The organism is Pantoea sp. VS1 (assembly GCF_002207995.1).
GTDB lineage: Bacteria > Pseudomonadota > Gammaproteobacteria > Enterobacterales > Enterobacteriaceae > Pantoea > Pantoea dispersa.
This window is the reverse complement of the sequence record NZ_NHZE01000013.1, coordinates 258377-275306: the sequence shown is the minus strand read 5'-3', so window position 1 is coordinate 275306 and position 16930 is coordinate 258377. Positions and strand designations below refer to the sequence as shown.

Annotated in this window: 13 protein-coding genes; 4 read left to right on the top strand and 9 right to left on the bottom strand. The window is 59.5% G+C overall.

Annotated elements, in window-relative coordinates; all coding sequences use genetic code 11:
• Positions 1-126 precede the first annotated feature (126 nt).
• Together CBW22_RS07320 and CBW22_RS07315 are read right to left on the bottom strand one after the other, a co-directional pair.
• Positions 127-2022, bottom strand: a complete 1896-nt coding sequence (locus CBW22_RS07320; protein WP_058769488.1) for a methyl-accepting chemotaxis protein — start codon at positions 2020-2022, stop codon at positions 127-129.
• A 191-nt stretch (positions 2023-2213) separates the two neighbouring features.
• Positions 2214-2948: a sulfite exporter TauE/SafE family protein gene (locus tag CBW22_RS07315; RefSeq protein ID WP_088516324.1), complete on the bottom strand. Its 735-nt coding sequence runs from the start codon at positions 2946-2948 to the stop codon at positions 2214-2216.
• A gap of 100 nt (positions 2949-3048) precedes the next feature.
• On the opposite strand from CBW22_RS07315, the gene CBW22_RS07310 reads away from it, so the two are divergent.
• Entirely contained in the window at positions 3049-3942 is an 894-nt protein-coding gene (locus tag CBW22_RS07310) for a LysR substrate-binding domain-containing protein (RefSeq protein WP_088516323.1), read from the top strand.
• A 51-nt stretch (positions 3943-3993) separates the two neighbouring features.
• Here CBW22_RS07310 and CBW22_RS07305 read toward each other — a convergent pair whose 3' ends face one another.
• Positions 3994-5103 (bottom strand): suppressor of fused domain protein, encoded by a 1110-nt coding sequence (locus CBW22_RS07305; RefSeq protein ID WP_021508468.1) that lies wholly within the window; start codon positions 5101-5103, stop codon positions 3994-3996.
• A 226-nt stretch (positions 5104-5329) separates the two neighbouring features.
• Between CBW22_RS07305 and CBW22_RS07300 the strand changes: the two genes are divergently transcribed.
• Positions 5330-5623 (top strand): hypothetical protein, encoded by a 294-nt coding sequence (locus tag CBW22_RS07300; protein ID WP_088516322.1) that lies wholly within the window; start codon positions 5330-5332, stop codon positions 5621-5623.
• Here the strand turns inward: CBW22_RS07300 and CBW22_RS07295 are convergent.
• On the bottom strand, positions 5614-6492 hold the full coding sequence (locus CBW22_RS07295) for an oxygenase MpaB family protein (RefSeq protein ID WP_088516321.1): 879 nt from the start codon (positions 6490-6492) through the stop codon (positions 5614-5616). The genes CBW22_RS07300 and CBW22_RS07295 overlap by 10 nt on opposite strands.
• A 178-nt stretch (positions 6493-6670) precedes the next feature.
• The gene (gene bglX / locus CBW22_RS07290) at positions 6671-8968 is read right to left on the bottom strand and encodes a beta-glucosidase BglX (protein ID WP_031279874.1); all 2298 of its coding nucleotides are present in this window, start codon (positions 8966-8968) and stop codon (positions 6671-6673) included.
• A gap of 155 nt (positions 8969-9123) precedes the next feature.
• Between bglX and dld the strand changes: the two genes are divergently transcribed.
• Positions 9124-10833 carry a D-lactate dehydrogenase gene (dld, locus tag CBW22_RS07285; protein WP_088516320.1) on the top strand — a complete coding sequence of 570 codons (1710 nt, stop codon included), beginning with the start codon at positions 9124-9126 and terminating at the stop codon, positions 10831-10833.
• Positions 10834-10935: 102 nt separating this feature from the next.
• On the opposite strand, the gene CBW22_RS07280 is transcribed toward dld, so the two are convergent.
• From CBW22_RS07280 to CBW22_RS07270, 3 genes are all read right to left on the bottom strand, one after another.
• Positions 10936-13377, bottom strand: coding sequence for a DUF3772 domain-containing protein (locus tag CBW22_RS07280; RefSeq protein WP_088516319.1), 2442 nt, complete (start codon positions 13375-13377; stop codon positions 10936-10938).
• Between the two features lie 224 nt (positions 13378-13601).
• Complete coding sequence (gene pbpG / locus CBW22_RS07275) at positions 13602-14540, bottom strand: D-alanyl-D-alanine endopeptidase (protein WP_088516318.1); 939 nt, start codon at positions 14538-14540, stop codon at positions 13602-13604.
• 224 nt (positions 14541-14764) lie between these two features.
• Positions 14765-15352, bottom strand: a complete 588-nt coding sequence (locus CBW22_RS07270) for a Yip1 family protein (protein ID WP_021508475.1) — start codon at positions 15350-15352, stop codon at positions 14765-14767.
• Positions 15353-15516: 164 nt separating this feature from the next.
• On the opposite strand from CBW22_RS07270, the gene CBW22_RS07265 reads away from it, so the two are divergent.
• Entirely contained in the window at positions 15517-16092 is a 576-nt protein-coding gene (locus tag CBW22_RS07265; RefSeq protein WP_021508476.1) for a DedA family protein, read from the top strand.
• On the opposite strand, the gene CBW22_RS07260 is transcribed toward CBW22_RS07265, so the two are convergent.
• The gene (locus tag CBW22_RS07260) at positions 16089-16868 is read right to left on the bottom strand and encodes an SDR family oxidoreductase (RefSeq protein WP_058757839.1); all 780 of its coding nucleotides are present in this window, start codon (positions 16866-16868) and stop codon (positions 16089-16091) included. The genes CBW22_RS07265 and CBW22_RS07260 overlap by 4 nt on opposite strands.
• Positions 16869-16930: the final 62 nt, after the last annotated feature.

Below are 16930 nucleotides of genomic sequence, written 5' to 3'. Positions count from 1 at the left end.
CACATTCCGTGCGCTGGCGCGATAAGCAGTAAGCTTAGCAGCCAGCAGATAATTCAGCAGAAAAAGGCGGGGAAAAGCGTGACAGCGGCGCAAAAAACGCGCCGCTGTGATCTCTGACGGGATGAATTACAGTTTGAAGCCGTGTACCACCTGCTCAAGCTGCACGCTCTGCTCCTCCATGGCGCGCGCCGCTGCCGAGACCTGCTCCACCAGCGCCGCGTTCTGCTGGGTGCTGCCGTCGAGCTGGGTAATCGCCACGTTCACCTGTTCGATCCCCATGCTCTGCTCGCGGCTGGCGGACATGATTTCGCTCATCAGCGTTGTCACGCTGCTGACACCCTGCATCAGCTCGTCCATGGTTTGTCCGGCCTGCTCCACCAGCTGGCTGCCGGTGTCGATATTGGCCACCGACTCCTCAATCAGCTTCTTGATTTCGCGCGCCGAGTTAGCGGAACGCTGCGCCAGATTGCGTACCTCCGAAGCCACCACGGCAAACCCGCGGCCTTGTTCACCGGCGCGTGCCGCTTCTACCGCCGCGTTGAGCGCCAGAATGTTGGTCTGGAAGGCGATGCTGTCGATGACACTGATGATATCCACCACCTTACGCGAGGAGTGATGGATTTCGCCCATGGTGCTGACCACCTGACGCACCACTTCACTGCCGCGCGCCGCGACCTGGGACGCGCCATCTGCCAGCTGGTTGGCGTGCGTGGCGTTGTCGGCGTTCTGACGCACCGTGCCGGTCAGCTCTTCCATCGACGCGGCGGTTTGCACAATGGAACTCGCCTGCGATTCCGTCCGCGCCGAGAGATCGGCGTTGCCGCTGGCAATTTCGCGTGAAGCCGCGGTAATCGCCAGTGCGCTGTCGCCCACCTGGCGCATCAGCCCCTGCAAATGGGCGATGAACTGGTTGAAGCTTTGCGCCACGGCGTTGAATTCCGGGCTATTGCTGGCTGGCAGACGCTGCGTCAGATCCGCACCACCGGTCGACAGCGCTTCGATGTTTTGATGCAGCAGATTCAGGCGTTTCATCATCGCGCGGACAAAGCCAAGCAGCACCAGCAGCAGCAGAATCGCCAGCGGGATCTGGACCAGGCCGAGACGGGTCAGCATGCTGTGCGTCTGCGCATCCAGCAGCGCTGACGGCACGTCGCTGGCCAGATACCATGGGCTGCCGGGAATGGCCTGCAGGAACAGCGTGTGCTCACCATCTTCTCCGCTGAAGGTGGTTTGCGACGGCTGAGAACCGGCCTGTGCCAGCAGCCCTTTCAGCGCCGCCGCCATTGGCAGCTGGGTATCAGCCAGATTTTCCAGCTTCGGCGTCCCCTCCAGCAGCGCGGCATTGCCGACCACTTTGCCGTCCGCTTCGACAATCAGTACGCGGCCATGAATCGCCTCACCCATCTGCTGCGCCAGCTGGTTGAAAAAGCCGAGCGTGACGTCAATGGTTGAGACGCCCCAGACAGTGCCGTTACGGTAAATCGCCATCGCGCAGTTGGTGCGCGGCTGCGGGCTGGCAGCATCCTGATAAGCCTTCGCCCACGCGCACTGGCCTTTTTCTGCGGCCATGCCATCTTTGTACCACGGCTGCTCCCAGTATTTGTCGGCAGCATCGGAGTTCCAGTAGGTGTTGACCTGCAACTGGTTGCTGGCGTTACGCGCAAAGAACGAGCTGTCTTTCTCTTTCGCCGGATCGCGCCGGTTAGGTAACGGCCAGATACCGCCGCCGAACACGTTGCTGTCCTGATACTGGTTAACCAGCGCCGGCAGCAGCGTGTCAATGGCGGCGCTGTCCATCACGCCCGCCGCTTCGGTAATGGCACGCTGCTGCGCCTGCACGCGGTTCATCTGCTCGACGATACGTCCGGCGAGACCATCCACCTCATAGCGCACCAGCCGGCTTTCGTTCTGGCTAAGCTGCGGCGCGATGAACTGGTTAATCACCAGGACGGTGACCAGCATAAGAACAACGAAGAATGCGACTAAAGTCGCGGTAAAACGGGATTGTGTGGTTTTTAACATCGGTGTGCCCTTACCCTGGTGTGGCGAGTTGCCTGATCGAGGTTAACGGCTTGTTACAGAGGAACTTGAGGTGCGCAAGATCACAAAATGGTTAACTGATTGAATAGCGTGATCATAAGAGCGCTTATTGTCACTGGCCTTACCCTGCCGTTCCTCAGCAATGAAGAGACTGCAAAGAATGAAATGTAACTTTATTGTGCTCCTGACCAGGCATTAACGATTAATCCTGCGCCGGAAATAAACAGAATGGCGTCTATCAGCACGGCAAATTGTGTGACTGACAGTCTCTGGACTATCACCTTCGTGCTCAGGGTGCCCAGCATAATGCCACTGCCCACTAACACACCTGTGAGCACAACCTGCATTGAGAGCGCCTGCTGGAAGGCGAACGTACTGACCTTGCTGAAATATAACAGCAAGGCACTCGATGCTTCCGTGCCAATAAATGCGCCACGACTCAATCCATAGGCGGTAAAAATCAGCACGCTCACCGGTCCGGTGGAGAGAACCAGTCCGGTCAGAAAACCCACCACGCCACCACAAAGCCCTAACTGCTTTATCGAGAGCGTCCAGTGACTGTTTTTCAGGCTGCGTCTGACCAAAATCATCACCCAGAAAAACAGACCCAGCGCGCCATCAATGATCCAGGCAGGTAAAGAGAGCAGCACATGTGCGCCTAACGACGCAGCTGGCACGCCAGGAAGGCTATAGGCCAGAGTGGCGCGCCAGTCGATTTCACGCCACCAGACCGCGATGCGCGAGAGATTTCCCAGGATTGCGGCGATAGCCATGACCGGCATCGCCACTCTGGGGCCGAAATTGCTGACCATCAGCGGCAGCAGCAGTAACGAAGAACCGGTGCCGATGATGCCACTCAGCGCTCCGGAGAGGATCGCGATCAGCGTCACAAAGAGATAATCACCCACTGACTTTCCTCATTTTCAACGGCAAAGCACGCATCTTAATGAGGGAGATTGGATCATAATATCGATAAATATTGCCCACTCCTGATACTAAAAGTCACAGATGAAAAAACGTAACCTGCCGCCGTTGAATGCATTGCGGCTGTTCGAAACGGCCGCGCACGCCAACAGCCTGAGTGATGCGGCTGAGGAATTAGGAATTACCCACGGTGCCGTTAGCCGCCAGATCAAATTGCTTGAAGAGTGGCTGGGACAACCGTTATTTGAACGTCAGGGACAGCGCAGCGTGGCGGCGGAACATGCCCGGGCTTTTGCCTCAGAGATCAGCACCGCTTTTGACATCATCAGCGATGCCGCAGTGCGCTTTGGCAAAACACCCAACACCCGCACGATACGCGTCAATGCGCAAACCACCTTTGCGATGCACTGGTTGATCCCGCGCCTGCCGGCATTCCACAGCCAATATCCCGACATTGAAATCTCGGTATCCACCTCAAACAGTTCGGAGGTGAAAGGGTTATCTGGCTTTGACGTATTGATTCGCCGGGATGCGCTGAACAAACCTGAATGGCGTTACTTTGAGAAGAAAGCGTTATTTGAGGAAAAGCTCACCCTGATTGCCGCGCCGAAACTGTTAGCCACAAAAGCACTGAACACCCCTGCAGACCTGGCGACCCACGTTGTCGTGTTATCCAGTACGCGGTCAGGTGAGTGGGAACGGTGGATGAAGCAGGCTGGCGTCGGCGAGGTGCGTCCGGAACGTTTTCAGCGATTCGAACACAATTATATTAGTCTGCAGGCGATTATTGATGGCGTCGGTGTGGGTATCGGTGGAATACAAATGCTGGGGCATGACCTGCAGGGAAACCGGCTTGTCACCCCGTTAGCTATTGAGGCGAAGGGGAGCCGCTACGTGGCGTTGATTGCGCCTGACGTGGATAAATCATCCTCGCTAAACCGCTTTGTCGCATGGCTGGAACGGGAAGCATCCGCTTAATACCCGCCCGGTCGCTGCCAGAGGGGTATGTCGGGGCTTTTTCGGCAGGCACTACGGTGCGGACTCCACCACTTCCTGGCGCGGACGGAACACATGATCGCTGCCCTGCGCCAGCAAACGCTGCAGCAGCTGCTGGCCGCCGCGATCGTCCGCCTGGGCAAACAGCCGCTCGGCTTCGGTGATCGGCGTCGCCCACAGCAGATTTGGCCGATCGCCGTCGCGCTTCGGCAGCCGCAGTTGCGCGTTTTCGCCCGCCAGCCCGTTGGCCAGCAGGAAGCTTTCAAAGCCGACCGGCGCAACTTCCGACGCCAGCGTGTGCCCTTCGCCAATCCACGTCAGCCGCGCCCACGGCAGATGAGCAAACTCCGCCAGCGCGCTGGCCATCTGTACCGCGTTGGCCTCTGTCATCACTTCGCCATCCACCGCCATCGCCAGCTCTACACGCCGGTACTGCGGTGCCAGCTCATCAAACAGGTAATCCACCTGCGGCATCGGCCGGATACTCATGCCGAGCGTGAAGAAATACCACACGCCGTTATGCCAGTGCTGCGAAATCGCCATCGGCGGCCAGTTGCCCTGATCGATGGCGTAATATTTTACCGACTCACCAAACTGCGCCTGGTAACGTTGCAGCAGCTCGCTCTGCACGCGATCCCACTGCTGGCCATCGTGCCAGTCACGCCAGAAATGACGCTGCTGTTCGGCGCGCGCGTAGTAATCGTTGGTGGAGGCTGAACCGAGCGGCGCGGTGAGACGGTTCTCTTTGATGCAGCCCGCCGAGAAGCTGACCTGCTTGTCCTGATACAGGCTCCAGCCGGGGATCACCGCCAGCAGCTGGCCGTAATACCACAGCGCGGCACCGTCGTCGCTGGGCTCCCACAGAATCTGCAGGCCGGCCGGATCGAGCATCGGCTCCGCTTCCAGCGTGCGGCAATAGCTGGCGCTGAGCAGCGGCGCAATACCCTGCTCCATCGCTTCGCGATCTTCCTGCGCCGGTGCCGGCAGCAGATTGCGCAACCAGCAGCCGCGCACGGCGTACTGACTGCGGAACAGGTCGTTCGGCCAGATATAAAAATAGGCGGTACGCGCATCCTGTTCGACGATGGCGGTTAAAGTGTGTTGCTGATTCGGCACCTCAGCAATCAGAGGTTGGTGTGTCATAACGCCTCGACAATGCCTGGAGGGATCCATTTTCCCCGAGAATAGAGCAGGATCGGCACTCGCGCCATGTGACACAAGGGTAAAACTCTCAAAGTGCGCCAGGCCATCGTTCAGCCCGGCTTAAGAATGGCGGGGGCAGCGGCGGCGAAGCTTCAGATTTTTTTGCGATTCTTTTACCGCTTCGCATGCTATTGTCAGCGCACTCTTCTGTTGCGGAGCTGTCGTCATGGTGCTGCAAACCCTCGATCTCAATCTGCGCGAAATCGTGATTCTCGCCCTGCTGCTGTGGCTGTTTGTCCGCTATACGTGGGTGATGGCAGCCCTGATGCTGATCGTCGCTGCCATCGCGCTGCTGGTGCTGCTGCCGCTGGATATCTACTACACGCTGGTGCCGCTGGCGCTACTGGGCGTTGGCCTGGGCATGCTGCTGCATCACTATCAGCAGCGCCAGCTCCTGCTGAAACGCGAGGCGCGCACGCCGCGCAGCTACACCAGCAAGCAGGATGAATTTCACCTGTAACGCGGATCGCGCCCCATGCGCTGCATGGCACGCGCCCAGGCGCCACGCTGGATTGACCAGCGCAACAGGGCGGCAATCAACGCGATCTGCTTATCAATCCGCCATTGCGTCACTGGCCCGATCGGCTGGTGCATCAGCTGTTGCGCCCAGTCGGGCAGCAGACCACAGCCAGCCCGCAGCATGACGCGCATCGCCGGTTTCGCCTGCCAGCTGGGTGCTGGCGCATTAAGCAGCAGCTGCATCACTTCGTGAGTGCGCGCATCGTAAACCAGCTCTGCCCGCATCGCCTGTAAATAGGCCTCAACTGCCTCTACGCTTTTCGGCACCTGCTGCGCACCAAGCGCTTCCGCCACCCGCGCCGCTTCGGCGTAATAACGATCGCGATCGGCGAGGCTGAGCTGCGGATTTTTGTAGCGCAGATGCGCGGCCAGGAAGCGGCTGGTTTCTGCAACGTGCACCCAGGTGAGCAGATGCGGATCGCTGGCGGCATAAGGTTTGCCGGTGTTATCGATGCCGGTGACGCGCAGATGGATGCGTTTGACCCGCTCAATCAGGGTATGCGCATCGGCGGTGTTGCCGAAGGTGGTGACGGCGATGAACTGACTGGTGCGCCGCAGCCGGCCAAGCATGTCCTGGCGGAAACTGGAGTGATCCCACACGCCCGCCAGCGCCGCCGGATGCAGCATCTGTAGCATCAGCGCGCTGATGCCGCCGCACAGCATCGCGGGAAAGTCGCCGTGCACCTGCCAGATGATGTGGTCAGGGCCGAACAGGCCGGGATCGCCCGGCGGTTGAGAGATGTCAAACTCGTTGAGCGACAGGCCGTTAAGGCGAAAGACCTGCTGTTCGATGCGGTGGCGGAGATTCATTTGTTCGTTCTTGCGCTAATGACCTTTTCCCTCACCCCAGCCCTCTCCCGCGCGCGGGAGAGGGGGCAGTTCGCTGAAGCGGGCAGGTCAGAGGATAATATCCGCTAAAAGTCGGTTTGATCGGTTCCCTCTCCCGCCGGGAGAGGGTGAGGGAAAAATCAGGATAACAAACCCTCAATTACAAATAATCGAACTGCGCATCCTGGGTTCTGACTGAATCCAGACCGATCATCACGTTGAATTTGCCCGGCTCGGCGACGTGCTGCATCTTCTGATTCCAGAACTTCAGCGCATCGACATCAATCTTAAAGCGCACGGTCTGCGACTCGCCGGCCTTCAGCATAATGCGCTGGAAGCCGCGCAGCTCCTGCACCGGACGGCTGATACTGGCAACCGGATCGTTCAGGTACAGCTGCACCACCGTGGCACCATCGCGTTTGCCGGTATTCGTCACCGTCACGCTGGCTTCCACCGTGCCGTTACGCGGCATGGTTGGTGCAGACATCTTCACCGGTGACACGCTGAACTGGGTATAGCTCAAACCGTAACCAAACGGATAGAGCGGACCGTTGACCGCGTCGTAATAGTGCGAGGTGTACTTGTTCGGCTTCTCGAAATTGTACGGACGGCCGGTTGGCAAATGATTGTAATAAATCGGAATCTGCCCGACCGAGCGCGGGAATGACACCGGCAGTTTGCCCGATGGGTTGTAATCACCGAACAGCACATCGGCGATGGCGTTACCGCCCTCGGTACCGCTGAACCAGGTCTCCAGCATCGCATCCGCCATGCGGTCCTCATTCACCAGCGCCAGCGGACGTCCATTCATCAGCACAATCACCAGCGGTTTCCCGGTGGCTTTCAGGGCCGCCAGCAGCTTCTGCTGGCTCGGCGGGATCACCAGGTCGCTGCGGCTCGACGCTTCATGCGCCATGCCCTGCGCCTCGCCCACGGCCGCCACTACCACGTCCGCTTTTTTCGCCTGCGCGACCGCTTCGTCAATCAGCTGCTGCGGCGAACGGGCATCGACACTAACCGCCTGCTCATACAGGTTGAGGAAGTTCTGGATACCTTTGTTATCGGAAATATTGGCCCCTTTGGCATACAGCACGGTGCCTTTGCCGGCCATGGCGCTGCGCATGCCCTGCAGCAGCGAGACAGATTGCTTCGCCACGCCCGCAGCCGACCAGCTGCCCATGATATCGCGCTGGCTATCGGCCAGCGGTCCCACCAGCGCCACGGTGGCCTCTTTCTTCAGCGGCAGGGTTTCATGCCAGTTTTTCAGCAGCACCATACTGCGGCGCGCCACGTCGCGCGCTTCCGCCCGGTGCAGGCGGCTTTCCGCATTGGTGTCCTGCGGATCGCTGCCTTTCGGACCGAGATGGCTGTACGGGTCGTTGAACAGGCCCATGTCATATTTAACGTTGAGCACATGACGGGCCGCATCGTCGATTTCCGCCATGCTCACCGCGCCGCTTTTCACCAGTCCCGGCAGGTATTTGCTGTAATACTCGTCGCTCATACTCATGTCGATGCCGGATTTCAGCGCAATGCGCACGGCATCCTGCGGATCGCTGGCGACGCCGTGTTTGATTAACTCTTTAATGGCGCCGTGATCGCTGATGGTGATGCCTTTGAATTTCCAGTCGTTGCGCAGAATATCTTTCAGCAGCCAGCTGTCGGCGGTGGCCGGGGTGCCGTTCAGCGAGTTAAGCGCCACCATCACGCCGCCGCTGCCGGCATCCAGCGAAGCTTTATACGGCGGCAGATAATCCTGGAACAGGCGCTGCGGACTCATGTCGACGGTGTTGTAATCACGACCGCCTTCCACTGCGCCGTAAGCTGCAAAGTGCTTAACGCTGGTCATGATGGCATAGCGGTCGGCTGCGCTCTTGCCCTGCATGGCTTTGACCATCGCACTGCCCATCTGCGACGTGAGATAGGTATCCTCGCCAAACCCTTCAGAGCCGCGGCCCCAGCGCGGTTCGCGCGACACATCCACCATCGGTGCCCAGGTCATGTTGAGGCCATCGTCTGCCGCTTCATAGGCCGAGATGCGCCCCACTTCGCTAACGGCTTGCAGATCCCAGCTGGCGGCGAGGCCGAGCGGAATCGGAAAAATAGTGCGCTGGCCGTGCACCACGTCATAAGCAAAGAACAGCGGCACCTTCAGGCGGCTGAGCTGCATGACCTGATCCTGCATGGCGCGGATATCCGGACGCGTTACCGTATTGAAAATCGCCCCGACCTGGCCGTGCTGAATCATGTCGCGAATCGCCTCTTTTGGCGTATCCGGACCGACGCTGATCAGGCGCATCTGCCCAATCTTTTCATCCAGCGTCATTTTGCTCAGCAGCTGATTAACAAAGGCGTCGCGCGCCTGTTCCGTCATTGGATGGGGGCCGAACAGATCGTCCGCAAACGCGGGTTGCACGGCAAGGGAAACAGCGAGGCTAACAGAGTAAATCCATTTCATCAGGTCGGGTTCTCTTAAGTAACTGCGCAATATCGAAATAACCGGGGCAGTGTGCCACAAGATGAGGATAGCAGGTAGCCGCCATTGTCACACTGCGCCCCCGTGGCCGACGCGTGCTACAGTAGAAACGCCACGTTAACGACAAGGATAGGCTAATGAATAACAACACCTCACACCCTGCCCTGCTGTCCGAGCTGCGCCGTCTGGTCGGCGCATCACAGCTGCTGACCGACGCGGAGCAGACCGCGCGCTATCGTAAGGGTTTCCGTTCCGGCGAGGGCGATGCGCTGGCGGTGGTTTTCCCCGGCTCGCTGCTGGAGCTATGGCGCGTGCTGCAGGCGCTGGTACAGGCCGATGCCATCGTGCTGATGCAGGCCGCCAATACCGGCCTGACCGAAGGTTCAACGCCCAACGGCAACGATTACGATCGCCCGGTGGTGATCATCAGTACCCTGCGTCTCGACAAACTGCAGCTGATCGACGGCGGCAGGCAGATTCTCGCCTTCCCCGGCAGCACGCTGTATCAGCTGGAGAAAACCCTTAAACCGCTCGGGCGCGAGCCGCACTCGGTGATTGGCTCCTCGTGCATCGGCGCCTCGGTGCTGGGCGGCATCTGCAATAACTCCGGCGGCTCGCTGATCAAACGCGGCCCGGCCTACAGCGAAATGGCGCTGTTTGCGCAGGTGGACGCCGACGGCAAGCTTCGGCTGGTCAACCATCTGGGCATCGACCTCGGTCATTCGCCGGAAGAGATTCTCGGCCGGCTGGACGACGAGCGCTGGCAGCCGGATGATGTGCGCTGGGATGCGCGTCACGCGTCCGACCACGAATACGCCGAGCGGGTGCGGGACATTCATGCCGATACGCCGGCGCGTTTCAACGCCGACCAGCGGCGCCTGTTTGAGGCGTCAGGCTGCGCCGGCAAACTGGCGGTGTTTGCCGTGCGGCTCGACACCTTCCCCACCGAACCGAAGCAGCAGGTGTTTTACATTGGCACCAACGACCCGGCGACGCTCGGCGAGCTGCGTCGCCACATGCTGGCGGAGTTTACCCATTTACCGGTCGCCGGTGAGTACATGCACCGCGATATTTTCGACATCGCCGAGGTCTACGGCAAAGACACCTTTGTGATGATTGATAAACTCGGCACCGACAAGATGCCGCTGTTTTTCACCCTCAAAGGCCGGGTGGATGCCTGGCTCAGCAAGCTGAGCTTCGTTAAGCCGCACCTGACCGATCGCCTGCTGCAACGCATCAGCCGCTGGTTCCCGGCGCATCTGCCGAAGCGCCTGAAGCAGTATCGTGACAAATACGAGCACCACCTGATGCTGAAGATGTCTGGCGACGGCGTGGCCGAAGCGCAGACGTATCTGCAGGAGTATTTCCGCGAAGGCGGCGGTGAGTTCTTTGCCTGCGACGCCAAAGAGGGCGCGCACGCCTTTCTGCATCGTTTTGCCGCAGCCGGTGCCGCCGTGCGCTATCACGCGGTGCACGCTGACGAAGTAGAGGATATTCTGGCGCTGGACATTGCGCTGCGCCGCAACGATCAGGAGTGGTTTGAGCGCCTGCCGCCGGAGTTTGATAACGATCTGATTCATCGCCTTTACTACGGCCACTTCTTCTGCCACGTGTTCCATCAGGATTACATTGTGAAGAAAGGCGTAGATGCCCATGCGCTGAAGGAGAAGATGCTGGCGATCCTCGCGGCGCGCGGCGCGGAATACCCGGCGGAACATAACGTTGGCCATCTGTATGCGGCCAAACCGCAGCTGCAGGCGTTTTACCGCCAGCTCGATCCGACCAATACCTTTAACCCGGGCATCGGGAAAACCAGTAAGCAGAAAGGCTGGGCGGTGAAAGCCTGAGTCAGATCTGCCGGCCCCGTAGCGGCGCGATTTATCGCGCGGGTTTGCTGCATCAGAGGCAAACCTTAGCGCAATGAATTGCGCCGCTACGGTCTCATGCCATTATGGCAACGTTTCACCTTCATTCTGCGTCGCCGGCAGCGCGCGGCGTTCGATGATCATGGTCTGTGGCGTCGACAGCACAATGCCCTCTTTACGCAGGCGCGTCAGGATATCGAACAGCAGATCGCTTTTCGCACCGGAAATCTGGCGCTGGCTGGCGACGTTGCCGGTCACGCTCAGCACAATACCGGCCGGCGTCAAATCTTTAAACGAAACCGACGGCTCCGGCGTTTCGAGAATACGCTCGTTCTCGCGATACACGTCCAGCAACAGTTCGCGCACCTGCACCGGATCGATATCCAGCGGGAAAGTCAGCTGAATCGTCACCACGCCCTGCGCATTGCCCATGGTGGCGTTACGCACGTTCTGCGAAATCAGCTGCGAGTTCGGCACGATCACCGTGGATTTATCGCCCAGCTGAATCTCAGTCGCACGCACGTTAATACGGCGAATATCCCCTTCGATGCCGCTGATGCTCACCAGGTCGCCGACCTTCACCGGACGCTCGGTCAGCAGGATCAGACCGGAGATAAAGTTCTTCACGATCTCCTGTAAGCCGAAACCGATACCCACCGACAGGGCGCTGACGATCCATGCCAGCTTGTTCCACTGCAGCCCCATAATCGACAGCGTCAGCAGGATAATCAGCACGTAGCCGATATTGCTGAACAGCGTCACCAGCGACACGCGCATGCCGATGTCCATGGTGGTCTTCGGCAGGAACTCTTTGTCCAGCCAGCGCCGCACCGAGCGCAGCACGTAGATACCCACCACCAGACACAGAATGGCGTTCACCATGTGCGCCGGTACAATGTTGAGCGACTCCAGCCCTTTGCCACCCCAGAACTCAATGACTTTCTGGATCAGCTCAATCGGCGTGGACGAGGCAAACGTGCCGTTGAGCAGCGCCAGCGCAACAAATGCCACCAGCAGAGTTTTACCCACGGCGCTGAGCAGCGTTGCGGCCTGCTGCAGGTAGCGCTCGTCAATATTCAGTGAGGTCTGCAACCGCTTGCCGGTCGCGTTGTTGGTGGAGAACAGGCTTTCACAACCGTCGTTGATCAGATGACTGAGGAAGTAGAACGAGCCAAACAGGATGCCGCACCAGATCACTTCATAGCTGAGGAAGCGCGCCAGCGTGACGTAGCCGACAATCAGCGAAACCAGAATCGCCACGGCGGTGACCGTCAGCGCCAGCTGCACCAGACCGACGATCGTGGGACGCGCTTCCGGCGGATTGCCGGCCTGCGCCATGCGACGACGCACGCGATTGGTGCGCATGCTGATCGCCAGCCCGGTGCTGCCAATCAGCAGCGCCGTCAGGCCGTTGGCAAAAATGGTGGTGTTCAGGCTGGTGCCGACCGTGTAGTTAAACGACTCGGCGGTCTGGAAGATAAACACCAGCGCGGCGGTAATCGGCGGGAACGGCTTCAGCGCCAGCGCCACTTCACTGGAGATGCTCGGCAGACGCCAGCTTGGACGGCGCGTTGACAGGAACGCGCGGCCGAGACCGGCGATCAGCCCGCAGTAGACGCTGAGCTGCACCAGACGGCTGATAAAATCCTGCACGTCGCTGGACACTTCATCGCGGCGCACAAACGCCAGCGAGAGAAAGTTAAAGGTCAGCACCACGGCCGCCAGCGTGGTCAGCGCGATCGCCGCCGCGAGGAAGCTGCGGCGCAGCCGCCCTTCCGGCAGTTTGTGAATGCTGACCCACGCCAGAAACTCTTCGCTGTAACGCCGGCCCAGCGTCATCACCAGCAGCGCCGCCAGCAGCCAGCCGACCGTGCCCACGCGCCAGCCCGGCTCCCACGACAGCGCGGCGGTATCCTGCAGCTCGCTGATAAAGTCGCCAATTTTTTCGCCATCCAGGTCCTGACGGCTGAACAGCGGTGACCAGAAGCGTGGCCCTAAAATACTGCCGGAGTTGAGCGCCAGCTGGCTTTTCAGCTGATCGCGCCGCAGGTTGACGATCTGCGAGGACAGTACCAGCGCCCCGTTTTTGATGCCGTCGGCCTGCTTGATCTGATCATCCAGCTTGCCCTTCTGATTCTCCAGCGCGGCGCGTTTGCGCGTCACTTCCGGCGTCTCTTTCACGCCGCTGTCCGCCTTCGGCGCCGGGCCGAGCACCGCCAGCTGCGCATCCAGCTGCTGACGCTGGGGAATCAGCGCCTGGCCGAGGGTTTCCGCATTACCTGACAGCTCCAGCGCCATCTCATTGAGCTGGTTGAGCTGGTTTTCATTGGTATCGCCAGACACCTGGCCCTTAATTTTGTCGAGGATCTTCTGCATCTTCGGCAGTTCAACCGCCGGATTGACCTTCGGTGCCGCGTCTTCTTCCTGCTGCGCGGGCGCGGCGTTGTCATCCGCATAGCTGAGCGCCGGCGTGAATAACACCAGCAGCAGCAGGAACGGGGTAAACAGAGAACGAAACTTGAACATATGAGTGAGATTCCAGCGCAATAACAGCCTATAAACGCAAGGTTGACCGTGAATGGTCGCCAGTGTAGGACTTTGCCGTCAGGGAAACTATAGGAATGGTGGCGTAAAACATTGGTGCTAACGATAAGAAATTTTGTTCATTTAAGCGCCGTTGACCGTCAGCCACGCGCCACCACGACACACGGCGCACTCCCTTGCGCCGCTACGCTGAGTAACGGGTTGCGTTACTCCACGTCCGCACTGCTGGCAAGCTGCGACGCTTTCTGCTTTTTGTACGCCAGCGCGGCCGCCGGCACCGGCGCCGCCTTGCCGGTTTCCAGCCAGTCGCGCAGGCGGTTGGCATCGGCAAAGTGGGTATATTTGCCAAACGCATCCAGCACCACCAGCGCCACCGGACGGTTATTAATCATGGTACGCATTATCAGGCAGTGACCGGCCTCGTCGGTGTAACCGGTTTTGGTCAGCTGAATGCGCCAGTCATTTTTGTACACCAGATGGTTAGTGTTGCGGAACGGCAGCGCGTAGCTGGGGTGTTTAAACACCGCCGTCTCCTCTTTGGTGGTGCTCAGCTGACCAATCAGCGGATACTGTCGCGTGGCCTTGAGCAGCTTCACCAGATCTTCCGCACTGGAGACGTTGTGCAGCGACAAACCGGTCGGCTCCACATAGTGGGTGTGCGTCATGCCGAGCGCGCGCGCTTTGGCGTTCATGGCGCGGATAAAGGCATCGTAACCGCCGGGATAGTGATGCGCCAGGCTTGCCGCCGCGCGGTTTTCCGAGGACATCAGCGCCAGCAGCAGCATGTTGCGGCGGCTGATTTCACTGTTGAGCTTCACGCGCGAGAACACGCCGCGCATTTCGGGCGTCTGGCTGATATCCACCGACAGCATTTCGTCCATCGGCAGCCGGGCATCCAGTACCACCATCGCGGTCATCACTTTGGTGATCGACGCAATAGGCCGCACCCGGTCCGGATGGCTGGAAAACAGCACTTTATTATTATCGAGATCGACAATCAGCGCGCTGCCGGAGGCGATTTGCGGCTGGGCAATCGGCGCCAGATCGGACAGTTTTGCTGCGGCGGCGAGCGCCGGAGTGATCACAGCTGGCGCGGCGACAAACAGCGCCAGCGACAGCAAAGAAATACGCATTTTTACAGACATCGTGTCAAAAAAATCCGGTGAGGAGGTTTGCGCTGTGTTGTAACACAGGCCGCCGGCGTCAGGCCTGATGCGACGCGGGCTGGCTGCGCTATCATACGCGCTCGTCTGCGAAATTTCTTAGGGAGATTGTTTCCGGGCGTTAAAAAAGGCGGGCATAACAAACGCTGCCAGGCGCAGCGGGATCAGTCAGGTCGCCATGGCTGACGACCTGACCCCTCTCACGGTCAGAACAAGCGTGGTCCGTAACCCCACAGAATCACCGTCAGCGCCAGCAGCACCTCAAACACCAGCACGCCAATCGCCAGCGTAGAGCCGGAGAAGCGCAGGCTCTCTTCACGGTCAATGTTAAGGAATACCGGGATGCCGACGTACAGCAGATAGCCGGTGTACATCAGCGCTAACGCTCCGGCCAGCACGCACAGCCACACCAGCGGATAGAGCGCCACCAGCCCGCTGATAAACAGCGGCGTTGCCACATAGCCGGCAAACACGGTGCAGCGCTGGATGCTGGGACGCTGCGGATAGTCGCGCGCCATCCAGTGAATGACGCGGCCCATCACCGCCACACCGCCTAAGATGATCAGGTAAAACAGAATGCCGAGACCAATACCGGTCAGCATGTTGAGTTGCACGAACTGCCCTTCGCCCAGGTTCCAGCCCAATTGCGTGGTGCCGATAAAGGCGCAGATCACCGGGATCGCCGCCATCAGCAGAACGTGATGGGTGTAGTGGTGCGAAACGCTCTCGTTTTCCTGCTTAATATCACGCATCTCCTGATTGGGATGCGCCAGAAGACCCCAGACATGATTCATACAATCACTCCTCTGATGCGACGGGCTGCCCCAGCGATCAGGCTGTCCAATGCAGGCAGCTTCAGTTCAAGTATAATCGGCGCGGCTGTTTTTGCGGCCAGCGGCACAAAAAAAGCCGCAGCCAGCTAGACTGTTAGCTGTATCGCTTACCCAGGGAGGAGCAATTGCACATCGATATCAATGGATTAATCACCCAGTACGGTTACCTGGCGCTGCTGATTGGCTGCATTGCCGAAGGGGAAACCTTTACCCTGCTGGGCGGCGTCGCGGCGCACGAGGGCCTGCTGCACTTCAGCGGCGTGGTGCTGGCGGCGATGGGCGGCGGCATTATTGGCGATCAGCTGCTGTTCTGGCTTGGCCGTCGCTATGGCACGCGCATTCTGCGGCGCTTCCGCAAACATCAGGACACCATTAAAAAAGCTAACCGGCTGATTCAGAAGCACCCCAGCCTGTTTGTGATTGGCGTGCGCTTCATGTACGGCTTTCGCCTGATTGGACCGATTATTATTGGCACCAGCCGTCTTAAGCCGCTGCGCTTTTTCGTGCTTAACGTCATTGGCGCCGCGCTGTGGGCGCTGATTTTTGTCACCCTCGGCTACTTCGCCGGTGAAATTATTACGCCGTGGCTGCACAAGCTTGATCAGCACCTCAAGCACTTCATCTGGCTGGCGGCGGCAATTGTGTTCGGCATCGTGCTGCGCTTTGTGATTCGCCGCTGGAACCGCCGCCGCGCCGGTTAACTGTGGTAACCCTTGAACTGCGGGTTGGCCAGCATGAAGCCGCCGTCGACCACGAATGACTGCCCGGTGGTGTAAGTGGCCCATTCCGAGCACAGCCACGCCACCAGACTGGCGATTTCGCGCGTATCGCCAGGGCGGCCAATCGGGATTTCCGGCATGCGCCGGCTGTGCGCCTCGCTGTTGCTCATGTCGTTCATCGGCGTAGCGATGGCACCCGGCGCCACGGCATTCACCAGAATGTGGTGCGGTAACAGGCTCAGCGCCATTGATTTGGTCAGCCCGCCAAGCGCATGCTTGGCCGCGGTATAGGCAGCGGCGTCCGGTAGCGGCGTATGCTCATGCACCGAGGTGATGTTGATGATGCGCCCGCCGTCGCCCTGATCCACCATATGACGCGCGGCAATCTGTCCGCAGACAAAGGCGCCGTCTACGTCAACGGTAAAGACTTTGCGCCAGTCCTCAAAGGTCACATCAAGAAAATCGGCTTTGGTCATCACGCCGGCATTGTTCACCAGCACATCGATGCGCCCCAGCGAGTTGATCAGCTGCGCCAGCTGCTGCCCGCCAGCCTGCGGATCGGACAGATCGAGCTGCCGCACCTGGGCCAGCTGGCCTTTACTCTCCACCAGCCGCGCGGTCTCCTGCGCGCCCTCTTCATCCGAGCGCCAGGTAATGCCGACGGTGTAGCCGGCCTCAGCCAGCATCACGGCGCAGCTGCGTCCAATCCCCGAATCTGAAGCGGTCACTACGGCGACTTTCTGTTTGCCCAGTGTCATAACGTTCTCCTGCCTGATGGGTGTCTTCACAGTATAGAAGTTATCGTTCTGTGCCACGTCGC

Coding starts and splice junctions, on each gene's coding strand:
- CBW22_RS07295 (WP_088516321.1), bottom strand. CDS start 6,492: ATGAATCTCCGCCACCGCATCGAACAGCAGGTCTTTCGCCTTAACGGC.
- CBW22_RS07310 (WP_088516323.1), top strand. CDS start 3,049: ATGAAAAAACGTAACCTGCCGCCGTTGAATGCATTGCGGCTGTTCGAA.
- CBW22_RS07270 (WP_021508475.1), bottom strand. CDS start 15,352: ATGAATCATGTCTGGGGTCTTCTGGCGCATCCCAATCAGGAGATGCGT.
- CBW22_RS07300 (WP_088516322.1), top strand. CDS start 5,330: ATGGTGCTGCAAACCCTCGATCTCAATCTGCGCGAAATCGTGATTCTC.
- CBW22_RS07305 (WP_021508468.1), bottom strand. CDS start 5,103: ATGACACACCAACCTCTGATTGCTGAGGTGCCGAATCAGCAACACACT.
- pbpG (WP_088516318.1), bottom strand. CDS start 14,540: ATGTCTGTAAAAATGCGTATTTCTTTGCTGTCGCTGGCGCTGTTTGTC.
- CBW22_RS07260 (WP_058757839.1), bottom strand. CDS start 16,868: ATGACACTGGGCAAACAGAAAGTCGCCGTAGTGACCGCTTCAGATTCG.
- CBW22_RS07280 (WP_088516319.1), bottom strand. CDS start 13,377: ATGTTCAAGTTTCGTTCTCTGTTTACCCCGTTCCTGCTGCTGCTGGTG.
- CBW22_RS07320 (WP_058769488.1), bottom strand. CDS start 2,022: ATGTTAAAAACCACACAATCCCGTTTTACCGCGACTTTAGTCGCATTC.
- bglX (WP_031279874.1), bottom strand. CDS start 8,968: ATGAAATGGATTTACTCTGTTAGCCTCGCTGTTTCCCTTGCCGTGCAA.
- dld (WP_088516320.1), top strand. CDS start 9,124: ATGAATAACAACACCTCACACCCTGCCCTGCTGTCCGAGCTGCGCCGT.